Consider the following 22,497-nt stretch of genomic DNA (forward strand, 5'->3'; position numbering starts at 1 on the left):
GATGCGCTTCCTCTCGGTTCTTGTCCTGATCGCCGGCGGCGCCATCGGTCTCCTCTATCCTTGGGCGATGAGCAATTTCTCCGGCCACGCCATCGGCACCTGGCGCGTTTACGAGACCGGCCGCTTCAAGCCGGCGACGGTGCAACTGACAGCGGGCGACGCACCGGTCCGGGTGCTGGTCGACCTCACCGCGCGGGCCGAGCGCGTCGCTTCGCAGCAGCGCGCGGTGCTGACGCTGACGGTGGCGAACGGCGGACGCACGGCGCTCGCCTCGACGCTGTCCTTCAACCACACCGACAATCCGCGCCAGGTGAGTCCGCAGCTGCCCGACAAGATCTTTCGCGACGAGGCCGGCGTGATCGAAAGCGTGACGCCCGGTGCCTACGTCTTCACTGTCGGTCCGGGCGACGCCGACGGCATCGACATGCGCGCCGTCGATCTCGTCTTGCGCGCCGGCACCGGCGCGATCGATGAGAGGGCGCGGCCTGCGGGCTATGTGCTGATCGGCGTCGGATTGCTTGGCCTGGTGCTGTCGCTGGTCTTCGGTCGTGGCAACAAGCCGCCGGCGAACCCGAACTCGCAGCCGCCGCCGCGCTGGGGCCGTGGCGGCTCGACGAGGTAAGCACCCATGAACTATCGCCACGCCTATCACGCCGGCAATTTCGCCGATGTCGTCAAGCATGCCGTGCTCTGCCGGCTGGTCGACTATCTGAAGCAGAAGGACAAGGCTTTTCGCGTCATCGACACCCATGCCGGCGTTGGCCGCTACGACCTGGCATCGGTCGAGGCCGGCAAAACCGGCGAATGGCAGGGCGGCATCGGCCGGCTGATCGAGGCATCGCTCGAGCCGCCGGCGGCGGCGCTGCTTCAGTCCTATCTGGAAGCCGTGCGCGCCGAAAATCCCGAGGGCGGCTTGCGCCGCTATCCCGGCTCGCCGCTTGTCGCCCGCCACCTCCTGCGCAAACAGGACCGGCTGACCGCGATCGAACTCCACCCCCGCGACGCGGCGCAATTGAAATCGGTCTTCGCCGGCGACTTCCAGACGCGGGTGATCGAGCTCGATGGCTGGCTGGCGCTTGGCGCGCATCTGCCGCCGAAGGAAAAGCGCGGCCTCGTGCTGGTCGATCCGCCCTTCGAGGAGGAGGGCGAGTTCGCGCGCCTCACCGACAACCTGCGGCGGGCGCACCGCCGCTGGCCTGGCGGCATCTATGCGCTCTGGTACCCGATCAAGGACCGCAAGGCGGTTGCCGCCTTCAGGTCGGCGCTGAAGCAGGCCGGCATCCCAAAGATGCTCGATATCGCCTTCGACATCCGGCCCGCCTCGAACGAGCCCAGCCTCGACGGCAGTGGCATGGTGGTGGTCAATCCGCCCTTCACGCTGGAGGGCGAGTTGCGTGTCCTGCTGCCGGCCCTGCACAAGGCGCTGGCCGTCAAGCAGCCGTCGCGCTGGACGGTCGAATGGCTGGCCGGCGAGCAGGGCCGCGGCTGAGCTATGCCAGCGCCGACGGCGTGAGGCCGGTCAGCCGCCGGCTCTCGCGGATCAGATGCGCCTGGTCGGCATAGCCGGCCTCGATCGCCAGCACCGCGGTCGAGGCATCGCCCGCCTTCTCACGCAGGCGCCGGAACCGATTGAAACGCAGGATACGGTCGAGCGTCTTCGGGCCATAGCCGAAGGCGTCGTCGAAGCGCCGGCGCAGCGTCCGCTCGCTCATGTTGAGCCGTCTCACCAGGAAGGGCAGCAGCGGCGCTTCAGGCGGCAGGCCTTCATGGATGACGTCGAAGGCGCGGCCCATCAGCGGATCGAGCGCATCGCACCCTTGCGTTTGCCTGCCGACCGTCTCCTCCAGTAGTCGCACCATGCCGGCGAGATCCGGCGCGTGCTTGATGCCGTCGGAGAGTTCGCGAGCGCGGCCGCCCCACAATTCGGCGAGGTCCAGGCGCTCGCCGACAATCTCGCTGGCCGGCAGGCCGAGCCAGCCCGCGGCAGCACCCGGCAGGAAGCGGAAGCCGACGATCACGGCGCCCGCCGGGGGCCGCTCGATCTGCGGCTCCTTGTCCGGACCGGCTACGCGGAAGCGCCCGTCGATCCATTGCAGGTCGATGGTGGCATCCGGCGTGATGACGATGGGCGGAACGTTCTCCTGCGGCATGCGGTGGACCCAGACCGCGGAGAAGACGCCGGCCAGGCCACCGCCGGCGGGCCGTTCGCGAAAGAAGCCGGTTGACCGCGCCAGCACCGCTTCCATGTCTTCTCCGATCTGCGCCGGCAGTTTCCCTGCGCACCGGGCCGTCAGTTTCCCTGCGCACCGGTGCGATGGCCATTTTGGCCGAAATCTTCAATGCCGGCCGCTGCTGTTGTGGCAAACAAGCATAAATTTGCGGGCGCCTTGAGCGCTCTGCCCGCACCCCATCCGTCATCGGGACGTGGTCAAGAATATAGAAAGGAGAACGCGAAATGAAACCTCGCATCACCGTCTTCACGCTTGGCGTCGACGATCTGGAGGCGTCGCTGAAATTCTATCGCGATGGGCTGGGCCTGCCGACCGAAGGCATCATCGGCCGCGAGTTCGAGCACGGTGCCGTCGCATTCTTCGAGCTCGCCGGCGGGCTGAAATTCGCGATCTTCGAGCGCTCGAGCATCGCCCATGACGCCACGGTGCCGCAGAGCGGCCGCAGCCCGACCGAATTCACCATCGGCCACAATGTGGGCAGCGAGGCGGAGGTCGATGCCGCGATGGCTGAGGCCATCAAGGGCGGCGCGCGCGTCGTCAAGCCGGCGCAAAAGACCTTCTGGGGCGGCTACGCCGGCTATTTCCAGGACCCCGACGATCATCTGTGGGAAATCGTCTACAACCCCGCTTTTGTCCCGCAGGACTGAGCCCTCGAAAGCACGGGAGGCCGACATGCCCGTAGAGGCGATCCAGATCATAGGCGCGCTTCTGATCGGCGGCGTCTTCGTCTTCGCCGGCATCGAGCATTTCGTGAAGTTCGACGCAATGCGCTTCTATCTGGCGAGCCGGAACGTCCCGGCTCCAGCTTTGATGCTGGCCTGCGGCTCGGCGGTCGAGATCGGCGCCGGGCTCATGCTTGCCCTCGGCATCGCGGCAGCCTTCGCCGCGGCTGCGCTGGTCGTGTTCACGTTGGCCGCGAACGTCCTGCTGCTGCGCTTCTGGACCTGCGAAGAGTTGGAACGGCAGGTTCTGCGCAATGCCTTTCTGATCAACTTTGCCGTCATTGGCGGGCTGCTGCTCGCCGGAACGGCTTGACGACCTTGCGAATGGAACGATGCATTCCGGAAACCATTGTTTTCGCAACCGCTTGACCGGCGTCGAGCGAATCCGCACAGTGCGCGCAATCGACCCTGAGAGGCTGTCATGACTCGCTTCGCTCATTCCGCCCTTGCCGCGCTGATTTCGTTCGCGACGCCGTTTGGCACGTCGCTTGGCTTCACCCACGCCGCGCATGCCGCCGATCTTGCCGTCTACACGGAGGATGACAGTGGCGTCTGCGGTCAGCCCTGGGTGCTGAGCAAGATCACCAGCCGGTTCTCTTATCAGGTGCATCACGTGCCGCATCTGCCGGATGTTTCGATCACCGACTTCCATCGCATCCACCAGCATCGCTACTTGCCGGCCAGCGAGGAATGGCCGATCGGCCGGCGCTATTGCGGCGCAACGGTCAGCCTGTCGGATGGCCGCGACCGCGCCATCTGGTACCTGATCGAGGAAGGCCAGGGCTTCGCCTCGATCGGCGACAATGTCGAATTCTGCGTCGCGGGCTTCGACCGCTGGATGGTCTATAACGGCCGCTGCCGCGTGCTGCGGTAAAAAGTCGGCCGCACTTTCCAGACTGATCTAAACAGCCTGTGGCTGCGTTCACAGCTGTGCGGGCGGCGACGGTGCGATGACCGGCGCCAGCGTTGCGGTCGTCGCAACTCGCTGACACCCGGCGACTCCGCCGTTGACATGACGTCGCGAGCAGCCTCCCGCTATCCTCATGCTCGCGCGCCCTGGCCGGACAGATAGGCGCAGATCAGCTCGCCGAGTTGCTTCTGCAACTCCGGCGCATCCAGCATGTTGCGGCGCGCTGCATTGTGGATCACGCCCTCGACCGCCGAGGAGAGCACGCGCGCCACGGTCTGCGTGTCTTTCAAGCGCCGGCGGTACTGCGCGACGGCCGTCGCGTAGTGCTCGAGATAGCGCGCCTGGAACGAGGCATGCGCGGCCCGCGAGCCGCGGTCGCCGGGGGCCTCGTCGAGCAGCACCTGATGCAGCGTCGGATGGACGCTGTGCGCGGCGATCATGCCGCGCACCAGTTCGCGGGCGAATTGCCTGAGCGGCTTCTCGTCGGCCGCCGCGTCGCGGATGACCGACAGCACCTCGTCGAAGTGGCGGCGTCGGATCGAGTCGACCAGGGCGAGCTTGTCGGGAAAGTACTGGTAGAGCGAGCCGATGCTCACGCCAGCCGCCTCCGCCACCTTGTTGGTGGTGAAGCCCGCCCAGCCCAGTTCGCTCAAAACGCGAGCACCTGCTTCAATGATCGCTTCGACGGTGGCGACCGAGCGCGCCTGGCGCGGCTCTTTGCGCATGCGCCGGGCTGGCTTTGCAACGCGAGTAGACATCCCCGACCAGGTCCCCCAAAAATATAAACAAGATACTCACATTTATCTTCAACGCAAACGGAGCCGCAAAGATGAGCGCCACGATTTTGCTGCGCAGCCTGCTTGCCTACCAGGCCTGGGCCAATGACGAGTTGCTGGAGACGCTCGCCGGTATCGATCCGCAACGCAACGCAAAGGAACGTCACGCCGCGCTGCGGCTGATGAACCACATCCATGTCGTGTCGCGGATCTTTTCGGCGCATCTCACCGGCGTCGCGCATGGCTACGCCAGCGACAACACCGAGGAGACGCCGAAGCCCGCGCAGTTGCGCGCCGCGATGGCGGCGAGCGACCGCTGGTTTCTCGACTATGTCGAAGCCGTTTCTGAGCGCGATCTGTCCGAGCCGGTCGCCTTCACCTTCACCGATGGTGACAGTGGCTGCATGACCAGGCAGGAGATGCTGACCCATGTCGTCGTGCACGGCAGCTATCATCGCGGCGAGATCGGCCGCATGCTGGCCGGGATCGTGGTCTCCCCGCCTTGGGATACCTATGCCGTTCATCTGCACCGCGCCGAGCCTTCGCGTCGCCTGCAGATGGAGCTCGAGCCGTTCGGCGCCTGAGATGGAACGGAATCTGATGTATGTGAGCGAAAAGCTCGCATTCGTGAAAGCAAGATTTGCAGCGGCCGCTTGACCGTTTTGCTTGGCCTTTACCTGTACATCTTCCTGCTGGACAAGGTGAAGTGGAGGGTCTGGCTCCGTTTGTTGAATATGTATGGCAAGCTCACATTTTGCGGGGAGCGCGGCAGGGATGATCGAGCGATAGAGTGCAGCGCGAATTCTCGGCAACGCAACTTCACTTGGACAAGCAAAGATTCGCTCTCGATTTTTGCGCCGATACGCCTTGAAGGACGTTTCTCGTAACCGAAATTCAATATATGAAAATCATTGTGTTGCTTCGCTGGCTAGAAAGTCGCGAGTCAGATATGCATTGACGCGCGGGTCACTCATGACCAGCGGCAAAACGCAAGGGGCATCGCATGGCAAAGCAAACAACGAAGGCGCCGGCGGCGAAAGCGCCGGCAAAGAAAGCGGCACCGAAAGCTGCCGCTAAACCAGCAGCAGTGAAGAAGGCAGCGGCACCGAAGGCAGCCGCCAAGGCTCCGGCCAAGGCAGCGGCAAAGCCCGCCGCCAAGGCAGCAGCCAAGCCCGCCGCCAAGGCCGCGGCCAAGCCTGCCACCAAGGCAGCAGCGAAGCCCGCCGCCAAGGCAGCGGCAAAGCCTGCCGCCAAGAAGCCGGCAGCCAAGGCAGCGGCCAAGCCCGCCGCCAAGGCGCCGATGAAGGCCGCCGCTGCCAAGTCGACGGCAGCGGTGAAGAAGGCGGCGCCTGCAAAGAAGGCGCCGGCCAAGAAGTAGTCGCGGGGCTTCGCTCGCGAACGCGAACGGGTGAGGGCGGGTGCCGTGGGCGCCCCTCTCGCCCATTCGGCGTGACGCCGATCGAAGCTGGAGCGCTCTGTCCAAAGCTCTCGGAACTTGCCATCGGCAAAGCTTCCGGGAGCTTTTTGCTGTTGCGCTGCGACGCGCAATCTGGTGCCGGCGCGTTGGCCGCCTGGATCGGCGCCGCTGGCCGTTGCCCTCCAGTGACCGTTCGGTCAACAGTGCGCGAGAAAACTGGGAAACCGATCATGCCGAAACTGCTCTATGCCTCCGCCTCTCCCTATAGTTCCAAGGTCCGCATGGCCGCTGCCTATGCCGGCATCGCGGTCGATCTCGTGCCGGTCAAGACCGAGGACAAGCCGGCGGAGCTGATCTCGGCCAATCCGCTGGGCAAGATCCCGGTGCTGGTGCTGGAGGACGGCCGCTCGATCTACGACAGCCGCGCCATCACCCAGCATTTCAACCGCCTGTCGAAGAATGCGCTGTTTCCGCGAGATCCCGACAAGCGGCTCGAGGCCGAGGTGCTGGAGGCGCTGGCCGACGGCATCTGCGACTGCGCGCTGTCCATGGTCTATGAACGGCGCACGCGGCCTGAGACGATGGTCCATCAGCCCTGGCTCGACCGGCAGTGGACGAAGATCATCGGCGCGCTCGACCTGCTCAACGCCAACCCGCCGAAACTGCCGAAGAAGATCACCGCCGGCCAGATGGCGTTGCGCGCCACCCTCGGCTATCTGTCGCTGCGCTTCGGCGGCCAGTGGGAGAAAGGCCGCAGCCGGCTCGTGCGCTGGGCGGCGCGCTTCGACGAGAAGTTTCCCGAGCTGAAGAGCTGCGTGCCGGGGTGAACAGCTAATCTCCCCCACAAGGAGGGAGATCGGCAGCTTCCTCCAAGTGCCTCCCCATATTGAATTGTCGCTCGGATTCGTGATTGCATAGGCCGTGCAATCGCAAAGTGGTTCGCATGGCAAAATCAGTCACCACAGTCACCAAAACAACCGCCGCCCCCGACCCCATGGTCGAGCGCCTGCGCGTCGCGCTTGGCAGGCGCGCCTTCACCGAGCAGAAGATGTTCGGCGGCACCTGTTTCATGATCAACGGCAACATGCTGATCGGCACCTCGAAGCGCGGACTGCTGGTGCGCGTCGGCAAGGACGCGCATGCGGCCGCGGTTGCCCGACCGCATGCGCGGCCCATGGAGATGGGCGGGCGCTCGATGGAAGGCTATGTCCACGTCGCGCCGGAAGGAACGGCCACCGAAGCCGACCTTGCCGGCTGGCTCGATCTTGCGCTGGCTTTCGTCGAAACTTTGCCGCCGAAGGGCAAGCCGGGCAAGGTCGCAAAGCGGCCAGCCTGAGCAGATCGCGCAGCCTATTCTGCACTGCAACGGCGGCGTCGGCAGTTCGACCGGACACGCCAGCCGGCGGAGGACGCGATGACATCTCTGACGGGACGTTGCATGTGCGGCGCGGTCACCTGGACCTATGCCGGCGAGATCACCCGCAATCTGGTCTGTCACTGCGCCGACTGCCAGCGTGCCACGTCGTCGCCCTTTACGGCCTTCCTGGGAATGCGGCCGGAACACCTGACCTGGACCGGCGACATCAGGCACTACGAGAGCAGCCCGGACACGTTGCGCGGGTTCTGCCCGTCCTGTGGCTCGAGGCTCTATTTCCGCTCCGGGAAATGGCCTGCTGAAATCCACGTCCACGCCGCCACCATGACCGATCCCGCCGACTATCGGCCCGACGCTCAGGTGGTCATGCGCTCGCGGGCGAAATGGCTGGACCGGCTGCCATCGATCCCGGCCCATGACGGTTTTCAGCAGAAGCCGTCGGGTGGGGCGCCTGCCGAAGGAAACTGACGCCCTCAAGTCCCAACCCGATCGGCGGACTCAACACAAGGCACAAAAAAAGCCGGGCGCGGGGCCCGGCTCTTTCGTGTCGTGGCTTGTACGACTTAGAACTTCATACCGACGCCGAAGGTGACGCGGTTGTCCTTCGACTTGACGTTGCCGACATTGTCGAAGTCCTTGTCGCCGTAATCGCTGTAGCGATACTCGACGCGGCCGAACACGTTGTCCGTGATCTTGATGTCGGTGCCGACACCAGCCGTCCAGCCGAGCATTGCATTGCTGTCGCTGCCGGCTGCGGTTTCGATCTTCTGGTTCTTGGCCGCGAGACCGCCGGTGCCATAGAGCAGGATCTCCGGGGTCACCGAGTAGCCGAGACGGGCGCGCAGCGAGCCTTCAAGCCCACCCTTGGCGGTGATGCCGCCCTCGGAGCCCTTGACGCCGTTGTAGCCGAGATCGGCTTCAGCACCGTACACGAAGTTCTCCTGCTGCCACTGATAGCCGCCGAAGACGCCGCCGACGAAGCCCTTGGTGCCGACATCGATACCGACGTCGCGCGCATCGGCATGGCCGCTGAAGCCGTAGCCGGCGCTCAGACCGACATAGGGGCCGGCCCAGGATGCCACGGGGAGTTCGGCGACCGGAGCGGGGGGTGCCGGCGGCTCTTCAGTGACGACGTCTGCGGCATAAGCGGTACCGCCGAGGGCGAAAAGCCCGAGCGCAACCGCGAGCGGACGCGCAAACTTGAGATTGGCTTGCATTGTTGTTTACTCCTTAAGCCACAAGACACTTTAGGCTTGGTTGTTCATGAAATGCCCCGGCCCGTCCGGGGGGATAAACGAGCCTGGCGTTCAACGGTTCCAAATGTCGTGTCGAAATACGGCTGAAGCGAACCTGAACTTGGGTCATTCCCCGGCGCGAATAAGGCCGAACCATGACGTTGCATCTTCGCCACAGCAAATGTCAGCAGGCTAATGAGGTTGCGCTGCACGCCGCTTGGTTCAAGGGGTCCAGCGACATATATTGCGCTATGACGGGCCCGGATCCGGGCCGGGCAAGCGTGCGTATCGGCCGCTTCGCCACATTCCCGCCTCAGGTGGAAATGGTGTTTAACCCCTTGGTCCGTCATATTGTGCCGGCTGCCGGAATCGCGGCGTCGATTAAGGATTGACAGATGAGACAAGCCCCAGCCGTTGCGCTGGTAACGGGTGGCGCGAAACGGATCGGCAAGGCTATCGTCGAGGACCTTGCGGCGCATGGCTTTGCCGTCGCCATCCACGCCAACCGGTCGGGCGCCGAGGCTGAGGCTGTGGCCAGCCGCATCCAGGCAAATGGCGGGCGCGCCGCCGTGGTTGTCGCCGACCTGACCGACATGGACGCCGTCGGCGATCTCGTCGGCCGTTCGCAGGCCGCACTTGGGCCCGTCACGCTGCTGGTCAACAACGCCTCGCTGTTTGTTGACGACCGTATCGAGGATCTCGACTGGCAGGCCTGGGACCGTCACTTCGCCATCCATGTGAAGGCGCCGGCGCTGCTGGCGCAGAATTTCGCCCGCGCGCTGCCGGAGGGCGCGGAGGGGCTGATCGTCAACATCATCGACCAGCGCGTCTGGCGGCCGACACCGCGCTATTTCTCCTATGCGCTGTCGAAATCGGCGCTGTGGACCGAGACCCAGATGCTGGCGCAGGCGCTGGGCCCAAGCATCCGCGTCAACGCCATCGGCCCCGGCCCGACGCTCAAGAACAAGCGCCAGGACGATGATGATTTCGGCAAGCAGGTCGAAGGCCTGATCCTCAAGCGCGGCCCGCAATTGCCGGAATTCGGCGCCACCATCCGCTATCTATGGGAAGCGCGCTCGGTTACCGGCCAGATGATCGCGCTCGACGGCGGCCAGCATCTTGCATGGCAGACGCCCGATGTGACAGGCATGGTGGAATGACTCCCGCAGACCAGAAACACAGACGAAACGGCGCCGCCGACGATCTGCCGCCCGGCATCGATCTCGAGGACGAGGCAACGGAGGAGATCGTCGAGCCGGAGCCCATGCCGGCCGGACCCGATGTCGCCTTCACCGCGATCGACTGGACGCCGCATGCCGGCGATGCCGACGGCATGGTCGGCGCCGAGGTGATCCAGACCTTGGTCAAGCGGCTGCCCAATCAGCCGGGCGTCTACCGCATGATGAACGCCGCCGGCGACGTGCTCTATGTCGGCAAGGCGCGCAGCCTCAAGAAGCGCGTCACCAACTATGCGCAGGGACGCTTCCACACCGCCCGCATCGGCCGCATGGTGCGCGAGACGGCGACGATGGAGTTCGTCGTCACCCGCACCGAGATCGAGGCGCTGCTGCTCGAGGCCAACCTCATCAAGCGGCTCAGGCCGCGCTTCAACGTGTTGATGCGGGACGACAAGTCGTTTCCCTACATCCTCTTGACCGGCGATCATGTCTCGCCGGGCATCTACAAGCACCGCGGCGCGCGCTCGCGCAAGGGCGACTATTTCGGCCCCTTCGCCTCCGCCGGCGCGGTCGGGCGCACCATCAACTCGCTGCAGCGCGCCTTTCTGCTCAGGAGCTGCACGGACTCCTTCTACGAGAACCGCACCCGGCCCTGCCTGCTCTACCAGATCAAGCGCTGCGCCGGCCCGTGCACCGGCGAGATCTCGCATCAGGGCTATGCCGAACTGGTCGCCGAGGCCAAGGATTTCCTCTCCGGCCGCAGCCAGAAGGTGAAGACCGAGATTTCGGCCGCCATGCAGCAGGCCTCCGAGGAGCTCGATTTCGAGCGCGCGGCCATTTATCGCGACCGCCTTGCGGCGCTCTCGCATGTCCAGGCGCACCAGGGCATCAACCCGCAGACGGTCGAGGAGGCGGACGTCTTCGCCGTCCATCAGGAAGGCGGCCAGACCTGCATCCAGGTGTTCTTCTTCCGCACCGGCCAGAACTGGGGAAACCGAGCCTATTTCCCGAAGGCGGATCCGGCACTGGAGGGAGCCGAAGTGCTGGGCTCGTTCCTGGCGCAGTTCTACGACGACAAACTGCCCGCGCGCACGCTGCTGCTTTCCCAGCCCGTGCAGGAACAGGAACTGCTTGCCGAGGCGCTGTCGACCCGTGCCGGGCGCAGGATAGCGATCTCGGTGCCGCAGCGCGGCGAGAAGAAGGACCTGACCGACCATGCGCTGCAGAACGCGCGCGAGGCGCTCGGCCGAAGGCTCGCCGAAACCTCCACGCAGGCGCGGCTGCTTAACGGTTTTGCCGAGACCTTCGGGCTGGCGAAGCCGCCGGTCCGCATCGAGGTCTACGACAACTCGCACATCATGGGCACGAACGCTGTCGGCGCCATGGTCGTCGCCGGGCCGGAAGGTTTTGTGAAGAACCAGTACCGGAAATTCAACATCCGTTCGACCGAGATCACGCCCGGCGACGATTTCGGCATGATGCGCGAGGTGATGCAGCGGCGCTTCTCGCGGCTGCTCAGGGAACATGGCGACGCTCAGCCTTCGGACGGCGTGGAAGCCGAGAACGGCACGGACGAGGACCTGGTCGCCGGCAACGGCAGCTTCCCGGCCTGGCCCGACGTCATCCTGATCGACGGCGGCCAGGGCCAGATGACGGCGGTGCGGCAGATCCTCTCCGATCTCGGCATCGAGGAGCGGGTCGCGGCCATCGGCATCGCCAAGGGTCAGGACCGCGACGCCGGGCGCGAGCGCTTCTTCGTCAAGGGCCGGGACTCCTTCACGCTGCCGGTGCGCGACCCGGTGCTCTATTTCGTCCAGCGCCTGCGCGACGAGGTGCACCGCTTCGCCATCGGTTCGCACCGCGCCCGCCGCAAGAAGGAGATGGTCAAAAGCCCGCTCGACGAGATCGCCGGCATCGGCCCCGGCCGCAAGCGGGCGCTGCTGCTCGCATTCGGCACCGCCAAGGCCGTCAGCCGCGCCGCGATCGAGGACCTGGTCAAGGTCGACGGCATTTCCGAGCATGTCGCGAAGCTGGTCTACAACCATTTTCATGACAGCTGACCATTCTTGCGCCTATTTTTGCCTGACCAATCGAATCTCGCCTGTTGACCCCCCACATTGGCTTCTGATTTGAGTAGCAGGCGGAGGAGAATTCCCGAGACGACATGGCCCAGCGCGCGTTCAACCTGCCGAACATTCTCACCTACGCCCGTATCATCGCGGTGCCGCTGGTGGTGCTGTGCTTTTTTCTCGAGGGGCATTTGAAGTCGTCCGACTTCGCCCGCTGGTCGGCGCTGGCCATCTTCCTGCTCGCCTCCATCACCGATTATTTCGACGGCTATTTCGCCCGCGCCTGGCAGCAGACCTCCAACATCGGCAAGATGCTCGACCCGATCGCCGACAAGCTGTTGGTCGCCACCTGCCTGCTTCTGCTTGCCGCCGATACCGATCGCCATGCCGGCATCGCCGGCTGGTCGCTATGGGCGGCGATCATCATCCTGTGCCGCGAGATTCTGGTGTCGGGACTGCGCGAATATCTGGCGGCCCTCAAGGTCTCCGTGCCGGTGACGCAGCTTGCCAAATGGAAGACCACCATCCAGATGATCGCCATCGCCTTCCTTCTGGTCGGCCCGGCCGGCGACAAGATCTTCCCGCTGACCACCCAGATCGGGCTGGTGCTGCTGTGGATCGCGGCGCTCGTCACGCTCTACACCGGCTACGACTATTTCCGCGCCGGCCTGAAGCACATCATGGACGAGTAAGATGTCGACGAAGCTCATCTATTTCGCCTGGGTGCGCGAGCGCATCGGCAAGCCGGAAGAGGAGGTCGAGCTGCCGGCCGGCATCGAGACGGTCGCCGACCTGCTGCGCTGGTTGAAGTCGCGGGGCGAGGAATACGAGCACGCGCTGCAGCATTCCGACGTGATCCGTGTCGCCATCAACCAGGAACATGTCGGCCATCGCGAGAAAATAGCGGGCGCGCGCGAAATCGCGCTGTTCCCGCCGATGACCGGAGGCTGAGGTGGCGAGCGCCGTGGCGCCTGTCATACGCATCCAGCGCCAGGATTTTGACGTCGCCGCCGAGATTGCCGCCCTGACCAAGGACCGCGCCGACATCGGCGCCGTGGTGACGTTCTCCGGGCTCTGCCGTGACGAGCAGGGCGCGCTTTCGGCGCTCGAACTGGAGCACTATCCCGGCATGGCCGAGGCCGAGATCGGCCGCATCGCCGCCGAGGCGGTTCTGCGCTGGCCTCTGCAGGGGCTGACCGTCATCCACCGCCACGGCAAGATTGCGCCCGGCGAAAACATCGTGCTGGTGGTCGCGGCCTCGTCGCATCGGCAGGCCGCCTTCGAGGCGGCGAACTTCCTGATGGATTACCTGAAGTCGCGCGCGCCCTTCTGGAAGAAGGAGCATCTTGCCGATGGCTCCGAAGGCGGTTGGGTCGAGGCCAAGGAAGCCGACGACGAAGCCGCCGACCGCTGGAAGTCGGGCGGATGAAGCCCGGCCTGGTTCCGGGGCTTGGCCCCGTTCTACCATTGAACCGCACTCCTTGCCGCCGTTGATACCTGACGGCAAGTCCCGGACCGTCGTTCCTACGATGGGGTCGGTCCGACCCCGAGATTTTCCGGGAATAATCCGGACACCCGAAGCGTTCCCTTCTGAGATGGCGGGCAGGCACAAGGGATGTTTCCCAAGAACATCCTTCGTTGAAGCCGCCAGACCGAAAGCGGCTCGATCTGGCTACTCAAAGGAGACCAGATATGAAAAAGCACGCGCTCATCCTTGCGGTCACAAGCCTTTCGCTGATCGCCTTCGCCGGCCTTGCCAAGGCGGACGACCACCTCGTCAACGCGCTTGAGCATGGGCTCAGCCCGGACAGCCAGGCGTTCCAGACCAACAAGGCCGGCCATAGCGGCGACCTCGCGCCTGGACAGGGCAGCCCGTTCGGAGGCGAGGACATGAGGACGCCGTCCACCGACACCGAGGCAGCGAACCTTCATGCGAATGTGAAGGAGCGCGAGGCAAAGTGACGTCTCGACCCGCCGCGAGGGGCGGCGGGTGCTGCACTGCCGTGAACCGACCAGCGCGCAGCCGGGCATCGCGCAATCGAATGTCGCCGAGCGTGCATAGGAAGCGAGCCTCGCCCGTATGGGCTGGCCGGCGATTTCAAGCAGCAGCTTGCGGATCGCCTTCTCGAACATGGCGAGATCGCCAATGGTGAAGGCGTCCGGTCTCCTTGCCAGGCTCCAGCGCCGATTGACCGGAATGGCGGAAACACCTAGTTTCGCCGCTGCAAGAATGGGGATGGGGTTCCCCCGAAACCGCCCAAGCTTTTCGCATCTGGGCTGATGACTCCTGCCAGGCGTGCTCTGCGCGGCAGGATCTGCTTGTGCGCTCGCAACATGCCTGTTCGGTCAACGCGGCTCGGGCCGTAAATGGAGAGGCATGAAGCAATGACCCTTGCGGCTTGCGCCCTGGTCCTGATCGGCGGGTTTTGCGGCGGCATATCCCGCTTCTTCCTTTCGGGCATCGTCGGCCGCGCGGTCGGCGAGACCTTTCCCTGGGGCACGCTGGCGGTCAACGTCTCCGGCGCCTTGGCCATCGGTGGCTTTGCCGGCGCGGCTCGCACGGTCGGCGGCGTCTTCGCCAGCGATCTGGTCCGTGATTTCATCGTCGTCGGTCTGTTCGGCGGCTACACCACCGTCTCCTCCTTCTGCCTGCAGACGCTGAACCTGGCGCTGGACGGGGAGGGGCGGCTCGCCGTCTTCAATGTCGTTGCTTCATCGGCGGCGTGCGTGCTCTTCGTCGCGGCCGGCTTCTTTGCCGTCGTCTGGATGGCGGGGTAAAGGCCATGGGAGGCAAGGACAGACAGGCAGCGCAACTCTATCTGGCGGTCGGCGGCGGTGCGGCCATCGGCTCGCTGGCGCGTTTCCTCTCCGGCTATGTCATTGTTTCGTTGCTCGGCCTCAGCGCGCTTCTTGCAACGGCTTTCGTCAATGTCGTCGGCTCCTGGGTCGTCACGTTCTTCGCCACGCTGACCCGGCCGGACGGGCGCCTGATGATTGGCCCGACCGCCCGCCAGTTCGTCACTGGCGGCTTTTGCGGCGGTCTCACCACTTTCTCGGCCATGAGCCTGGACACCTTCATCCTGCTTTTCGAGCGCGACCTCGGCCTCGCCGCGACCTATCTTGTCAGTGTGGTCGTGTTGTCGCTGGCGGCCGCCTGGCTCGGCTATGCCATGGCGATCAGGATCAACCGGTAATCTGGGAGGAGAACATGGAACTTCCCAGCCAATGCGTGCTGCTCAGGATATTCTTCGGCGAGGATGACAGGTCGGCCGACGGCAAGCCGCTGCATGAGGCGATCGTCATTACGGCGCGGGAGGCCGGAATGGCCGGCGCCACGGTGCTCAGGGGGCCCCTCGGCTTCGGCCGCTCGAGCGTGCTGCACACGGCCAAGATCCTGCGCCTGTCGCAGGACCTGCCCATCGTCGTCGAGATCGTCGACGCGCCGGAAAAGATCGACGCGCTGATCCCGCAGATCAAGGCACTGACCAAGAGCTGCCTGATCACCAGGGAAAAGGTCGAGGTGGTCCGCTACGGCGAAGGGGATTGAACCGCGTGCCGCTTCGATCAGCTTCGACGAAGACGTCGGCTGATCGTGACTTCGTCGAAAATGCCGGCCGCAAAAATGTCCATGGCATCCTTGGCCAGGGCCGAGGCTTCGGGGCTGCCTGGGGTAAGGCCGCGCTCCTGGCAGACCTCGTCATAGATGCGCTTGAGCAGAGCCAGATCGCTAGGATAGGCGATGCCGCTCTTCGAGACATGGGGATTGATCATCGCGTCCTCTCAGTTTGGGACGGAGACGCGACAGATGCTCGCGGGGCGCAGAGCATCCATCGCCGGGCGCACAACCATAGGTGCTTCGAGCGGCTCCGCATTCACCCAGGTTAAAGGAAAAGGCGGCTCCGGCAGGAACCGGGCCGCCTCGTTTCCTGCTGTCAGCTGGCTCAGCCGACGATCTCGGTGTCCGAGAACCAGTAGCGGATCTCCTGCGCGGCGGTCTCCGGCGCGTCCGAGCCGTGCACCGAATTCTCGCCGATCGACAGCGCATGCACCTTGCGGATCGTGCCTTCGGCGGCATTGGCCGGGTTGGTGGCGCCCATTACGTCGCGGTTCTTGGCAATCGCGTTCTCGCCTTCCAGAACCTGGACGATGGTCGGGCCCGACGACATGAATTCCACCAGCTCGCCGAAGAACGGGCGATCCTTGTGCACGGCATAAAAGCCCTCGGCCTCGCGGCGGCTCATCCACACGCGGCGCGACGCGATGACGCGCAGCCCGGCATCTTCCAGCATCTTGGTGATGGCGCCGGTCAGGTTGCGCTTGGTCGCGTCGGGCTTGATCATGGAAAAGGTGCGTTCGATCGCCATTGGGTCGTCCTTGTTCTGGGAATGGAAGTGGCGGGCTCTATACAGGCCGCTCGACGCCTTGCCAAGGGGAAGCGGCTTCCGAGCAATTCCTGGAAAAGTGCGAAATGGTTTCCGTCCGGAATTGCATCAAAACAAACACATAGAACGGTTCGGCGTTTCTGCGAAACGGCGAACCGTTCTGGTCAGGACCGGCTCTTTGCGGGATAATCCGGCGGCTGCGGGCGCGGTTCGAATGCAGGTCGGAGCATCGCGGCGGAGCCGAAGGCGATGAACTGGCCTTACCTCAGACGCGGCGATATCGCTGGCATTGTCTTCATGGCCATCGTTCTTGCCGGGATCCTCTTCGTCCTGCTGTTCTTCCCGCAGCGCGGGCAGCAGAATTTCGGCTTCGGTCCGGAGTGGCAATGCACGCGCATCGAGCACGGCGATCCGATCTGCGTCAGGCTGGTCGAAAAGGATGCGCCGGGAAATCTCCCCCCTTGAGGGGAGATGGCCGGCCAGAGGGGGTGGTCTCGCGCGGAGTGCCGAACTTCTCTTTGCGTCGCAGCATTTGAGGCGATCCCCTCTGTCGCCTTCGGCGACATCTCCCCCTCGAGAGGCTATCGAGAGGGAAGACCACTAGGCGGCAGCGGCAACCTGCCGGCCGATTCCGCCATGCAGGTCGAGGCAGCGCTCGAACCACTGCGCCACGCTGTCGCCTTCGTCGAGCAGCCGGTAAGGCGAGGCGATGCGCCCCCATTGCAGCGCGCCGAACACGATGTAGTCGGCAAACAGCGGCGATGCTCCGCCGAGGAAAGGCTGGTAGGTCAGCATCGAGCGCAGCGGCTCCAGCGAGGCGCGGAAGCCGGTGATGCCGGCGTCGCGTCCGGCCACCACCTCTTCCAGTCTCTTGCCGAAGCGCTGCTCGCGATTTTCGCGGAAATATGCCGCGTTCGCCTCGTCCTGCATGCCGTGCAGGTCGAGAAGCGCCACGCTGGTGATGAAGGGATGGATCGTGAGCTGGGACCAGCGCTCGATGAAACGCGCCATCGCCTTGCCGCCCTCGCCGCCAAACAGCGTCGGCCGCTCCGGATAGGCTTCGTCGAGATAGAGCGCGATGGCGAAGGAATCGGCCACCACCCGCTCGCCGTCGCGGATCACCGGCACCGTCTTGGACACGCCGCCCTCGACCTTGGGCACCTCCAGGAAGCGCGTCGGCAACTGGTTCACCTCCAGCCGCTTGTGCGCCAGCGCCATCTTCGCCTTCCAGCAATGCGGACTGAATGGCCGTTGGGCATCGTGGCCGACGAGATCATAGAGCATAATGGTCATTGGCGGGGTGGTTCCTGCGGTTTACGAAGAGCCGGGATTCGTTGCGAGCCGGATGAAAGAATGAAACAGCATTTCATGATGTTTGCGGCCTATAATCAATGGGCCAATGGACGCATCTATGATGCCGCGGCCGAGCTTCCGGAAGAGGAACTCTGCCGAGATGTCGGGGCCGTCTTCGGCTCCATGCTGGGCACGCTCAACCATCTGCTCGCCGTCGACCGCGTCTGGATGAAGCGCTTTACCGGGGAGGGCGACGCGCCAGGGGACACCGCGGCGATGCTCCACCGCACGCTGAGCGGACTGAGGCTGGCACGCGAGGCGGAGGACAAAAGGATCCTCGACTGGCTCGGCCGCATCAGCGACAAGGCGCTCGCCGGCCGCTTCTCCTACATGACGCTTACCGACATGCGCACCGTCTCTCAGCGGCTGGCGCCGGCGCTCAGCCACTTCTTCAACCATCAGACCCACCATCGCGGCCAGGCGCATATGTGCCTCACCGTGCTCGGCCGGCCGTCCGTGCCGCTCGACCTCGTGCTGTTCCAGCGCTCCGAGGAAGGTCGCGCCTACGCCTGACCGGCCGCTGGCCATCGCATCGGTGTCGGTATGTTAGGACTTCTTTTGTTCTCTCGCTTCACAATAGGCCATTGCAGCAGGAGAAAGGCATGCGCATCGATTTGTCCCCGACGAGTTGGGGCAGGGTCATTGTGGTCACGGTTGCCGGCACGGCGTTCTTCATCGGCGCCGCCTTCTTCGTCGATTCCTACAATTTCCCATCGCTGTCGCCGGAGGCGCTGCTGTGGGCGAAGCTCACCGATCTGTTCCTGCCGCTCATCCTCGGCGGTTCGTTCCTGTTCTTCCTGATGTGGAAGATGCGCCAGCTGGCGATCACCCAGAAGGAGCTCACCATTGTTGCGGCGACCGACAGCCTGACGGCGGTCTTCAACCGCGGCGCGTTCTCCATGCTGGTCGAAGCCTATCTGGAGAAGGCCCGCAGCCACGCGGTCGCCGACACCGGCGCGCTGCTGATCGTCGATGCCGATCACTTCAAGTCGATCAACGACCGCCTCGGCCACGACTGCGGCGATCAGGCGCTCAAGATCATCGCCAACACGATCAAGGCGCAGCTGCGCGGCGCCGACATCGTCGGCCGCATCGGCGGCGAGGAGTTCGCGGTCTTCCTTCCCGGCGCCGACGCCTCGCGTTCCTGGCTGGTCGCCGAAGGCATCAGGCGGCGCATCCGCGAGATCGAATTCTCGCATGAAGGTCGGCCGTGCCCGCTTTCGGTCAGCATCGGCGGCATCGCCTTCAGCGGCATCACGACCTATGCCGACATGTTCCAGATCGCGGACAAGCATCTCTACAAGGCGAAATCGAATGGCCGCGACCAGGTGAGCGTCGAGGCCTCCGGCCCGCGCGGCGTGGCGGCAGACGACACGTCCGGCACGGTTCACTGAAGTCTTTCAGGTAACGCCGTAAGGCAGCAATATGTCAGGCGGCAAAGCCGTCATGGCCGCGTGTGACCGCAACCGGCGGCAGGTCCGCAGGCCACAGGATGCCGGCCGTCACCGCGAAGGTGATCAGCGCGTCGCGGGCCGCCTCGGCCGGGATTTCTCCCGCACGCGCGGCCTCGCAGGCCTCGGCCGCGGCGCCATAGCTCAGGCGCCGGCGCGAGGGCGCGAACTCGGTCAGGAACTCATGCATCTCGGACAGCGAGGCGATCATGCGCTTATGGCCGGCGCCGACACTGACCGCGACCGGGGTGAAGAACATCCTGTCGTACATGCTTGCCTCTCGAATGGAAGCGGAGGATGGCGGGACCGCCATCCTCCGGTCTTGGGTAGGACGCCCAACAACGCGCCTTGCGGGACGAAGTTCCATGCCGGGAAGCCATTTTGTGGGACGCGAGAGCGAGGCTGGGCAGGAGCAGGCAAGCCGTCCCCGAAGAATACCAGCGGTACGTTTACTGCGCTGTTCCGATCGTCGTGTCGGGGGTTGAGGCGGAGCCCTGATAGTGCGGCGAAAGCAGAAGGAACAGGATGGCGACTCCGGCGACGACCGCCGCAACGGTATTGACGAAAACCCGACCGGCCAGACCGGCCAGCCGCTGCCGCCAGCTCATAGCCGAAGGGATGAAACGCATTGTCCGTTTCTCCTCGTTTACGTCAGGCTGCCGCTCCTCTCCGCCAGCGGCAGCCTGGGCACGCCCCGCCGAACTTGCCGGTCTGCAATCCTGCAAGTCGTTGCGAGCCGCAGACCCTGTCCTGAAGATCGGCCGCCATGGCGAGTATAACCGTCTTCGGATCTGCCCATTGTACCAGGACCTGCAAACGCAAATGAACAGCGCAATCGAAGGTTCCATCGCTCGCGCCGAAGATGACGGGCGTCTTTCCGAACGCGAAGTGAATACGCGATAAAAACACCCCCGACCGGATATATGGAAGTCTATATTAGTCTATTCGGTCGCGCTCTCGGTGCGCGTCACCAGGTAGTCGGTAGAAGTCGCGTGAGAGCCGTTGCCGCGGGTGACGCGTACCACGGCGACACCCTGGCCGGAGGCGAGGCCCTTTACCGTTCGACACCTGCCGATCATATTTGTGCCCTCGAGCCGGGCGAGCAGGGCGGCGGCGCATTGGTTCATCCCGCCATAGATGGCCGGCCGCGTCTCAGCCCGGTGACAGGACTGCATGTCGGGGCTGCAAGAAAGCAGGATCAGCGCCACTACAGCTGTCGGCTCCATCGACGCGCTCCGTTGATGGGCGAAGAACGCCGATCCGGGCCTTTGGTTGCCGCATGGCCGTGCCGAAACTGGAAGCCTATTTCCACATGCCGCGCATGCGAGCGCCGAGATCGACCTTGACCGCAGGCCTGGCGCGCGGGTCGTTGGTCATCCGCGCGCTGGCCCAGGACGACTGCTCGAAGGCGGCAAGCATCGAGGCCGGGATGAAGCGGGTGCGCGAGGCGTAGACGTGGCGGTCGCCGCGCGCCGGCTGGTTATGCGGGTAGAACCGCTGCGGCACGACAAGGTGCAGGCTGTCCTTGGCCCGCGTCATCGCCACATAGAGAAGCCTGCGTTCCTCCTCGATGTCTTCCTTGGTGCCGACGCCGAGATCGGCCGGGATGCAGCCGTCGACCGTGTTGAGCAGGAAGACGTTCTTCCACTCCTGGCCCTTGGCCGAATGGATGGTCGACAGGATCAGGTAATCCTCGTCGCGGTGCGGCGGGCCGGCCTGGTCGCTGGTGGCGTCCGGCGGGTCGAGCGTCAACTCGGTCAGGAAACGTTCGCGCGAGGGATAGCCGGACGCGATCTGCTCCAGCTGCAGCAGGTCCGCGCGGCGCGTGATCGCATCCTCGTGAATGCGTTCAAGATGCGGCTCGTACCAGAGCCGGACCCGTTCGAGGTCGGCCGGCCATTTAGCGCCGGCCCTGAGACTGCTGTAGATACCGAGAAAGACCGGCCAATCTTCAGCCGCGCGCTGCGGCGGCCGGAAGCGGGCGAGGCCCATCGTCTCGTCCAGCGACGTCGCCATCGCCTCGATGATCTGCGAAGCGGCGGACGGACCGATGCCCGGCATCAACTGCAGCACGCGGAAGCCGGCGACGCGGTCGCGCGGGTTCTCGGCAAAGCGCAGCATCGCCAGCATGTCCTTGACGTGGGCGGCGTCGAGGAATTTCAGCCCGCCGAATTTCACGAAAGGGATATTGCGGCGCGTGAGCTCGACCTCCAGCGGCCCGCTGTGATGCGAGGCGCGGAAGAGCACGGCCTGCGCCTTCAGCGCCGTGCCGGCCTCGCGCTCGGCCAGGATCGCCTGGCAGACGTAATCGGCCTGCTCGGCCTCGTCGCGCACGCTGACCAGTTGCGGCTTGTGCGACGATCTGCGCTCGGTCCACAGGTTCTTGGTGAAGCGCTCGGTGGCTTCGCCGATCACCGCATTGGCGGCGGCAAGGATGGTCTCGGTCGAGCGGTAGTTGCGCTCCAGCATCACGACCGAGGCGCCTTGCGCGAACTGCTTTGGGAAATCCAGGATGTTGCGCACTTCGGCGGCACGGAAGGAATAGATCGACTGGGCGTCGTCGCCCACCACCGTCAGCCCGGCGCCATCCGGCTTCAATGCCAGGAGAATAGAGGCCTGCAGCCGGTTGGTGTCCTGGTATTCATCGACCAGCACGTGATCGAAGCGGGAGCCGAGATGCGCCGCGATCTCCGGCTCCGCCGCCATCTGCGCCCAGTAGAGCAAGAGGTCGTCGTAATCGAGCACGTTCTGCGCCTGCTTGGCCTCGACATAGGCCGCGAACAGGGCCTTCAGCTGGTCCGTCCAGCCGGCGCACCAGGGAAAGGCGGAGCCCAGCACCTCGCCGAGCGGCGCCTGCGCGTTGACGGCGCGCGAATAGATCTGCAGGCACGTGCCCTTGGTCGGGAAGCGGCTCTCGGTCTTGGAAAATCCGAGTTCGTGCCGGGCCAGATTCATCAGATCGGCCGAATCCTCGCGGTCGTGGATGGTGAAGGCGGGATCGAGCCCGATCTGCTCGGCATAGTCGCGCAGCAGCCTGGCGCCGATGCCGTGGAAGGTGCCGGCCCAGGAGAGCGCGTCGGCGATGATGGCGGCGTCGCGGCCAAGCACCTCGCCGGCGATGCGCTCGACGCGCTTGGCCATCTCGGCCGCGGCACGGCGTGAAAACGTCATCAGCAGGATGCGGCGCGGATCGGCGCCCTTGACGATCAGATGGGCGACGCGATGTGCCAGCGTATTGGTCTTGCCGGAGCCGGCGCCGGCGATCACCAGCAGCGGCGCCGCCACCTTGCCGTCGCCATGCACCACCGCCAGCCGCTGCTCGTCATTCAGCCGCGCGAGATAGGCGGGCGCCTCGAAGGACGAATCACGAGCGGCGATGTTCATCGCCCATCAAGCAT

At 64.9% G+C, this 22,497-nt stretch carries 32 protein-coding genes and 1 riboswitch; of the genes, 22 read left to right on the forward strand and 10 right to left on the reverse strand.

Annotated elements, in window-relative coordinates; all coding sequences use genetic code 11:
• Position 1: 1 nt before the first annotated feature.
• Positions 2–622 (forward strand): hypothetical protein, encoded by a 621-nt coding sequence (locus EN818_RS10050; RefSeq protein WP_135904450.1) that lies wholly within the window; start codon positions 2–4, stop codon positions 620–622.
• 6 nt (positions 623–628) lie between these two features.
• The gene (locus tag EN818_RS10055) at positions 629–1,489 is read left to right on the forward strand and encodes a 23S rRNA (adenine(2030)-N(6))-methyltransferase RlmJ (RefSeq protein ID WP_095808710.1); all 861 of its coding nucleotides are present in this window, start codon (positions 629–631) and stop codon (positions 1,487–1,489) included.
• A gap of 1 nt (position 1,490) precedes the next feature.
• Here EN818_RS10055 and EN818_RS10060 read toward each other — a convergent pair whose 3' ends face one another.
• Positions 1,491–2,246 (reverse strand): AraC family transcriptional regulator, encoded by a 756-nt coding sequence (locus EN818_RS10060; RefSeq protein WP_095808711.1) that lies wholly within the window; start codon positions 2,244–2,246, stop codon positions 1,491–1,493.
• A gap of 209 nt (positions 2,247–2,455) precedes the next feature.
• On the opposite strand from EN818_RS10060, the gene EN818_RS10065 reads away from it, so the two are divergent.
• The 3 genes from EN818_RS10065 (at position 2,456) to EN818_RS10075 (ending at position 3,827) form a co-directional block, all read left to right on the forward strand.
• Complete coding sequence (locus EN818_RS10065) at positions 2,456–2,878, forward strand: VOC family protein (protein WP_095808712.1); 423 nt, start codon at positions 2,456–2,458, stop codon at positions 2,876–2,878.
• 25 nt (positions 2,879–2,903) lie between these two features.
• The gene (locus tag EN818_RS10070; RefSeq protein ID WP_129552868.1) at positions 2,904–3,266 is read left to right on the forward strand and encodes a DoxX family membrane protein; all 363 of its coding nucleotides are present in this window, start codon (positions 2,904–2,906) and stop codon (positions 3,264–3,266) included.
• Positions 3,267–3,374: 108 nt separating this feature from the next.
• Complete coding sequence (locus EN818_RS10075; RefSeq protein ID WP_095808713.1) at positions 3,375–3,827, forward strand: hypothetical protein; 453 nt, start codon at positions 3,375–3,377, stop codon at positions 3,825–3,827.
• 167 nt (positions 3,828–3,994) lie between these two features.
• Here the strand turns inward: EN818_RS10075 and EN818_RS10080 are convergent, their stop codons facing one another.
• Entirely contained in the window at positions 3,995–4,621 is a 627-nt protein-coding gene (locus EN818_RS10080; RefSeq protein ID WP_348626992.1) for a TetR/AcrR family transcriptional regulator, read from the reverse strand.
• Positions 4,622–4,692: 71 nt separating this feature from the next.
• Here EN818_RS10080 and EN818_RS10085 point away from each other — a divergent pair, with 71 nt between their 5' ends.
• The 5 genes from EN818_RS10085 (at position 4,693) to EN818_RS10105 (ending at position 7,899) form a co-directional block, all read left to right on the forward strand.
• Positions 4,693–5,223 (forward strand): DinB family protein, encoded by a 531-nt coding sequence (locus tag EN818_RS10085; protein ID WP_095808715.1) that lies wholly within the window; start codon positions 4,693–4,695, stop codon positions 5,221–5,223.
• A 419-nt stretch (positions 5,224–5,642) separates the two neighbouring features.
• Positions 5,643–6,017: a histone gene (locus tag EN818_RS10090; protein ID WP_129552867.1), complete on the forward strand. Its 375-nt coding sequence runs from the start codon at positions 5,643–5,645 to the stop codon at positions 6,015–6,017.
• A 269-nt stretch (positions 6,018–6,286) separates the two neighbouring features.
• The gene (locus tag EN818_RS10095) at positions 6,287–6,883 is read left to right on the forward strand and encodes a glutathione S-transferase family protein (RefSeq protein ID WP_095808812.1); all 597 of its coding nucleotides are present in this window, start codon (positions 6,287–6,289) and stop codon (positions 6,881–6,883) included.
• A gap of 116 nt (positions 6,884–6,999) precedes the next feature.
• Positions 7,000–7,392: a TfoX/Sxy family protein gene (locus EN818_RS10100; protein WP_095808717.1), complete on the forward strand. Its 393-nt coding sequence runs from the start codon at positions 7,000–7,002 to the stop codon at positions 7,390–7,392.
• A 78-nt stretch (positions 7,393–7,470) separates the two neighbouring features.
• Complete coding sequence (locus tag EN818_RS10105) at positions 7,471–7,899, forward strand: GFA family protein (protein WP_095808718.1); 429 nt, start codon at positions 7,471–7,473, stop codon at positions 7,897–7,899.
• Between the two features lie 95 nt (positions 7,900–7,994).
• On the opposite strand, the gene EN818_RS10110 is transcribed toward EN818_RS10105, so the two are convergent.
• Entirely contained in the window at positions 7,995–8,648 is a 654-nt protein-coding gene (locus EN818_RS10110) for an outer membrane protein (RefSeq protein WP_095808719.1), read from the reverse strand.
• A 413-nt stretch (positions 8,649–9,061) separates the two neighbouring features.
• On the opposite strand from EN818_RS10110, the gene EN818_RS10115 reads away from it, so the two are divergent.
• From EN818_RS10115 to EN818_RS10155, 9 genes are all read left to right on the forward strand, one after another.
• Entirely contained in the window at positions 9,062–9,826 is a 765-nt protein-coding gene (locus tag EN818_RS10115) for an SDR family oxidoreductase (RefSeq protein WP_095808721.1), read from the forward strand.
• Positions 9,823–11,904, forward strand: a complete 2,082-nt coding sequence (gene uvrC / locus EN818_RS10120; RefSeq protein ID WP_129552866.1) for an excinuclease ABC subunit UvrC — start codon at positions 9,823–9,825, stop codon at positions 11,902–11,904. The genes EN818_RS10115 and uvrC overlap by 4 nt, the downstream gene beginning before the upstream one ends.
• Before the next feature lie 104 nt (positions 11,905–12,008).
• Positions 12,009–12,605, forward strand: coding sequence for a CDP-diacylglycerol--glycerol-3-phosphate 3-phosphatidyltransferase (gene pgsA / locus EN818_RS10125; RefSeq protein ID WP_095808723.1), 597 nt, complete (start codon positions 12,009–12,011; stop codon positions 12,603–12,605).
• A 1-nt stretch (position 12,606) separates the two neighbouring features.
• A complete protein-coding gene (gene moaD / locus EN818_RS10130; protein WP_095808724.1) occupies positions 12,607–12,864 on the forward strand; it encodes a molybdopterin converting factor subunit 1 in 258 nt (85 codons plus the stop codon).
• Position 12,865: 1 nt separating this feature from the next.
• Positions 12,866–13,342: a molybdenum cofactor biosynthesis protein MoaE gene (locus tag EN818_RS10135; protein ID WP_095808725.1), complete on the forward strand. Its 477-nt coding sequence runs from the start codon at positions 12,866–12,868 to the stop codon at positions 13,340–13,342.
• Between the two features lie 263 nt (positions 13,343–13,605).
• On the forward strand, positions 13,606–13,875 hold the full coding sequence (locus EN818_RS10140) for a hypothetical protein (protein WP_095808726.1): 270 nt from the start codon (positions 13,606–13,608) through the stop codon (positions 13,873–13,875).
• A gap of 261 nt (positions 13,876–14,136) precedes the next feature.
• Positions 14,137–14,210, forward strand: a riboswitch (Fluoride riboswitch).
• Positions 14,211–14,298: 88 nt separating this feature from the next.
• A complete protein-coding gene (crcB, locus tag EN818_RS10145; protein ID WP_095808727.1) occupies positions 14,299–14,691 on the forward strand; it encodes a fluoride efflux transporter CrcB in 393 nt (130 codons plus the stop codon).
• A 5-nt stretch (positions 14,692–14,696) separates the two neighbouring features.
• Positions 14,697–15,107, forward strand: coding sequence for a fluoride efflux transporter CrcB (crcB, locus tag EN818_RS10150; protein WP_095808728.1), 411 nt, complete (start codon positions 14,697–14,699; stop codon positions 15,105–15,107).
• A 14-nt stretch (positions 15,108–15,121) separates the two neighbouring features.
• Positions 15,122–15,460, forward strand: a complete 339-nt coding sequence (locus EN818_RS10155; protein ID WP_095808729.1) for a DUF190 domain-containing protein — start codon at positions 15,122–15,124, stop codon at positions 15,458–15,460.
• A gap of 17 nt (positions 15,461–15,477) precedes the next feature.
• Here EN818_RS10155 and EN818_RS10160 read toward each other — a convergent pair whose 3' ends face one another.
• Both EN818_RS10160 and ndk read right to left on the reverse strand, forming a co-directional pair.
• Entirely contained in the window at positions 15,478–15,684 is a 207-nt protein-coding gene (locus EN818_RS10160; RefSeq protein ID WP_095808730.1) for a hypothetical protein, read from the reverse strand.
• Between the two features lie 170 nt (positions 15,685–15,854).
• Positions 15,855–16,277, reverse strand: coding sequence for a nucleoside-diphosphate kinase (ndk, locus tag EN818_RS10165; RefSeq protein WP_095808731.1), 423 nt, complete (start codon positions 16,275–16,277; stop codon positions 15,855–15,857).
• A gap of 267 nt (positions 16,278–16,544) precedes the next feature.
• On the opposite strand from ndk, the gene EN818_RS10170 reads away from it, so the two are divergent.
• Entirely contained in the window at positions 16,545–16,760 is a 216-nt protein-coding gene (locus EN818_RS10170) for a hypothetical protein (protein ID WP_095808732.1), read from the forward strand.
• Positions 16,761–16,895: 135 nt separating this feature from the next.
• Here the strand turns inward: EN818_RS10170 and EN818_RS10175 are convergent, their stop codons facing one another.
• Positions 16,896–17,588: a glutathione S-transferase family protein gene (locus EN818_RS10175; protein ID WP_129552865.1), complete on the reverse strand. Its 693-nt coding sequence runs from the start codon at positions 17,586–17,588 to the stop codon at positions 16,896–16,898.
• A 60-nt stretch (positions 17,589–17,648) separates the two neighbouring features.
• Here EN818_RS10175 and EN818_RS10180 point away from each other — a divergent pair, with 60 nt between their 5' ends.
• On the forward strand, positions 17,649–18,161 hold the full coding sequence (locus tag EN818_RS10180; protein WP_095808733.1) for a DinB family protein: 513 nt from the start codon (positions 17,649–17,651) through the stop codon (positions 18,159–18,161).
• Positions 18,162–18,250: 89 nt separating this feature from the next.
• A complete protein-coding gene (locus EN818_RS10185; protein ID WP_095808734.1) occupies positions 18,251–19,042 on the forward strand; it encodes a GGDEF domain-containing protein in 792 nt (263 codons plus the stop codon).
• A 34-nt stretch (positions 19,043–19,076) separates the two neighbouring features.
• On the opposite strand, the gene EN818_RS10190 is transcribed toward EN818_RS10185, so the two are convergent.
• From EN818_RS10190 to EN818_RS10205, 4 genes are all read right to left on the reverse strand, one after another.
• Positions 19,077–19,370 (reverse strand): DUF982 domain-containing protein, encoded by a 294-nt coding sequence (locus tag EN818_RS10190; protein WP_135904452.1) that lies wholly within the window; start codon positions 19,368–19,370, stop codon positions 19,077–19,079.
• Positions 19,371–19,548: 178 nt separating this feature from the next.
• Complete coding sequence (locus EN818_RS10195) at positions 19,549–19,728, reverse strand: hypothetical protein (RefSeq protein ID WP_129552864.1); 180 nt, start codon at positions 19,726–19,728, stop codon at positions 19,549–19,551.
• A gap of 312 nt (positions 19,729–20,040) precedes the next feature.
• Positions 20,041–20,325, reverse strand: a complete 285-nt coding sequence (locus EN818_RS10200; RefSeq protein WP_095808736.1) for a hypothetical protein — start codon at positions 20,323–20,325, stop codon at positions 20,041–20,043.
• A 76-nt stretch (positions 20,326–20,401) separates the two neighbouring features.
• Positions 20,402–22,483: an ATP-dependent helicase gene (locus EN818_RS10205; RefSeq protein ID WP_095808737.1), complete on the reverse strand. Its 2,082-nt coding sequence runs from the start codon at positions 22,481–22,483 to the stop codon at positions 20,402–20,404.
• Between the last annotated feature and the right edge of the window lie 14 nt (positions 22,484–22,497).

The organism is Mesorhizobium sp. M3A.F.Ca.ET.175.01.1.1 (assembly GCF_004791945.1).
Classification (GTDB): Bacteria; Pseudomonadota; Alphaproteobacteria; order Rhizobiales; family Rhizobiaceae; genus Mesorhizobium.

Bases quoted from the DNA above. Each gene is read 5' to 3' on its own strand.
- EN818_RS10200 (WP_095808736.1), bottom strand. From the start codon at position 20,325: ATGGAGCCGACAGCTGTAGTGGCGCTGATCCTGCTTTCTTGCAGCCCC.
- EN818_RS10110 (WP_095808719.1), bottom strand. From the start codon at position 8,648: ATGCAAGCCAATCTCAAGTTTGCGCGTCCGCTCGCGGTTGCGCTCGGG.
- moaD (WP_095808724.1), top strand. From the start codon at position 12,607: ATGTCGACGAAGCTCATCTATTTCGCCTGGGTGCGCGAGCGCATCGGC.
- EN818_RS10105 (WP_095808718.1), top strand. From the start codon at position 7,471: ATGACATCTCTGACGGGACGTTGCATGTGCGGCGCGGTCACCTGGACC.
- EN818_RS10095 (WP_095808812.1), top strand. From the start codon at position 6,287: ATGCCGAAACTGCTCTATGCCTCCGCCTCTCCCTATAGTTCCAAGGTC.
- EN818_RS10170 (WP_095808732.1), top strand. From the start codon at position 16,545: ATGAACTGGCCTTACCTCAGACGCGGCGATATCGCTGGCATTGTCTTC.
- ndk (WP_095808731.1), bottom strand. From the start codon at position 16,277: ATGGCGATCGAACGCACCTTTTCCATGATCAAGCCCGACGCGACCAAG.
- EN818_RS10115 (WP_095808721.1), top strand. From the start codon at position 9,062: ATGAGACAAGCCCCAGCCGTTGCGCTGGTAACGGGTGGCGCGAAACGG.
- EN818_RS10190 (WP_135904452.1), bottom strand. From the start codon at position 19,370: ATGTACGACAGGATGTTCTTCACCCCGGTCGCGGTCAGTGTCGGCGCC.
- EN818_RS10100 (WP_095808717.1), top strand. From the start codon at position 7,000: ATGGCAAAATCAGTCACCACAGTCACCAAAACAACCGCCGCCCCCGAC.
- EN818_RS10180 (WP_095808733.1), top strand. From the start codon at position 17,649: ATGAAACAGCATTTCATGATGTTTGCGGCCTATAATCAATGGGCCAAT.
- EN818_RS10080 (WP_348626992.1), bottom strand. From the start codon at position 4,621: ATGTCTACTCGCGTTGCAAAGCCAGCCCGGCGCATGCGCAAAGAGCCG.
- EN818_RS10075 (WP_095808713.1), top strand. From the start codon at position 3,375: ATGACTCGCTTCGCTCATTCCGCCCTTGCCGCGCTGATTTCGTTCGCG.
- EN818_RS10060 (WP_095808711.1), bottom strand. From the start codon at position 2,246: ATGGAAGCGGTGCTGGCGCGGTCAACCGGCTTCTTTCGCGAACGGCCC.
- pgsA (WP_095808723.1), top strand. From the start codon at position 12,009: ATGGCCCAGCGCGCGTTCAACCTGCCGAACATTCTCACCTACGCCCGT.
- EN818_RS10085 (WP_095808715.1), top strand. From the start codon at position 4,693: ATGAGCGCCACGATTTTGCTGCGCAGCCTGCTTGCCTACCAGGCCTGG.
- EN818_RS10205 (WP_095808737.1), bottom strand. From the start codon at position 22,483: ATGAACATCGCCGCTCGTGATTCGTCCTTCGAGGCGCCCGCCTATCTC.
- EN818_RS10160 (WP_095808730.1), bottom strand. From the start codon at position 15,684: ATGATCAATCCCCATGTCTCGAAGAGCGGCATCGCCTATCCTAGCGAT.
- EN818_RS10050 (WP_135904450.1), top strand. From the start codon at position 2: ATGCGCTTCCTCTCGGTTCTTGTCCTGATCGCCGGCGGCGCCATCGGT.
- EN818_RS10070 (WP_129552868.1), top strand. From the start codon at position 2,904: ATGCCCGTAGAGGCGATCCAGATCATAGGCGCGCTTCTGATCGGCGGC.
- uvrC (WP_129552866.1), top strand. From the start codon at position 9,823: ATGACTCCCGCAGACCAGAAACACAGACGAAACGGCGCCGCCGACGAT.
- EN818_RS10065 (WP_095808712.1), top strand. From the start codon at position 2,456: ATGAAACCTCGCATCACCGTCTTCACGCTTGGCGTCGACGATCTGGAG.
- EN818_RS10055 (WP_095808710.1), top strand. From the start codon at position 629: ATGAACTATCGCCACGCCTATCACGCCGGCAATTTCGCCGATGTCGTC.
- EN818_RS10185 (WP_095808734.1), top strand. From the start codon at position 18,251: ATGCGCATCGATTTGTCCCCGACGAGTTGGGGCAGGGTCATTGTGGTC.
- EN818_RS10140 (WP_095808726.1), top strand. From the start codon at position 13,606: ATGAAAAAGCACGCGCTCATCCTTGCGGTCACAAGCCTTTCGCTGATC.
- EN818_RS10090 (WP_129552867.1), top strand. From the start codon at position 5,643: ATGGCAAAGCAAACAACGAAGGCGCCGGCGGCGAAAGCGCCGGCAAAG.
- EN818_RS10175 (WP_129552865.1), bottom strand. From the start codon at position 17,588: ATGACCATTATGCTCTATGATCTCGTCGGCCACGATGCCCAACGGCCA.
- crcB (WP_095808728.1), top strand. From the start codon at position 14,697: ATGGGAGGCAAGGACAGACAGGCAGCGCAACTCTATCTGGCGGTCGGC.
- EN818_RS10155 (WP_095808729.1), top strand. From the start codon at position 15,122: ATGGAACTTCCCAGCCAATGCGTGCTGCTCAGGATATTCTTCGGCGAG.
- crcB (WP_095808727.1), top strand. From the start codon at position 14,299: ATGACCCTTGCGGCTTGCGCCCTGGTCCTGATCGGCGGGTTTTGCGGC.
- EN818_RS10195 (WP_129552864.1), bottom strand. From the start codon at position 19,728: ATGCGTTTCATCCCTTCGGCTATGAGCTGGCGGCAGCGGCTGGCCGGT.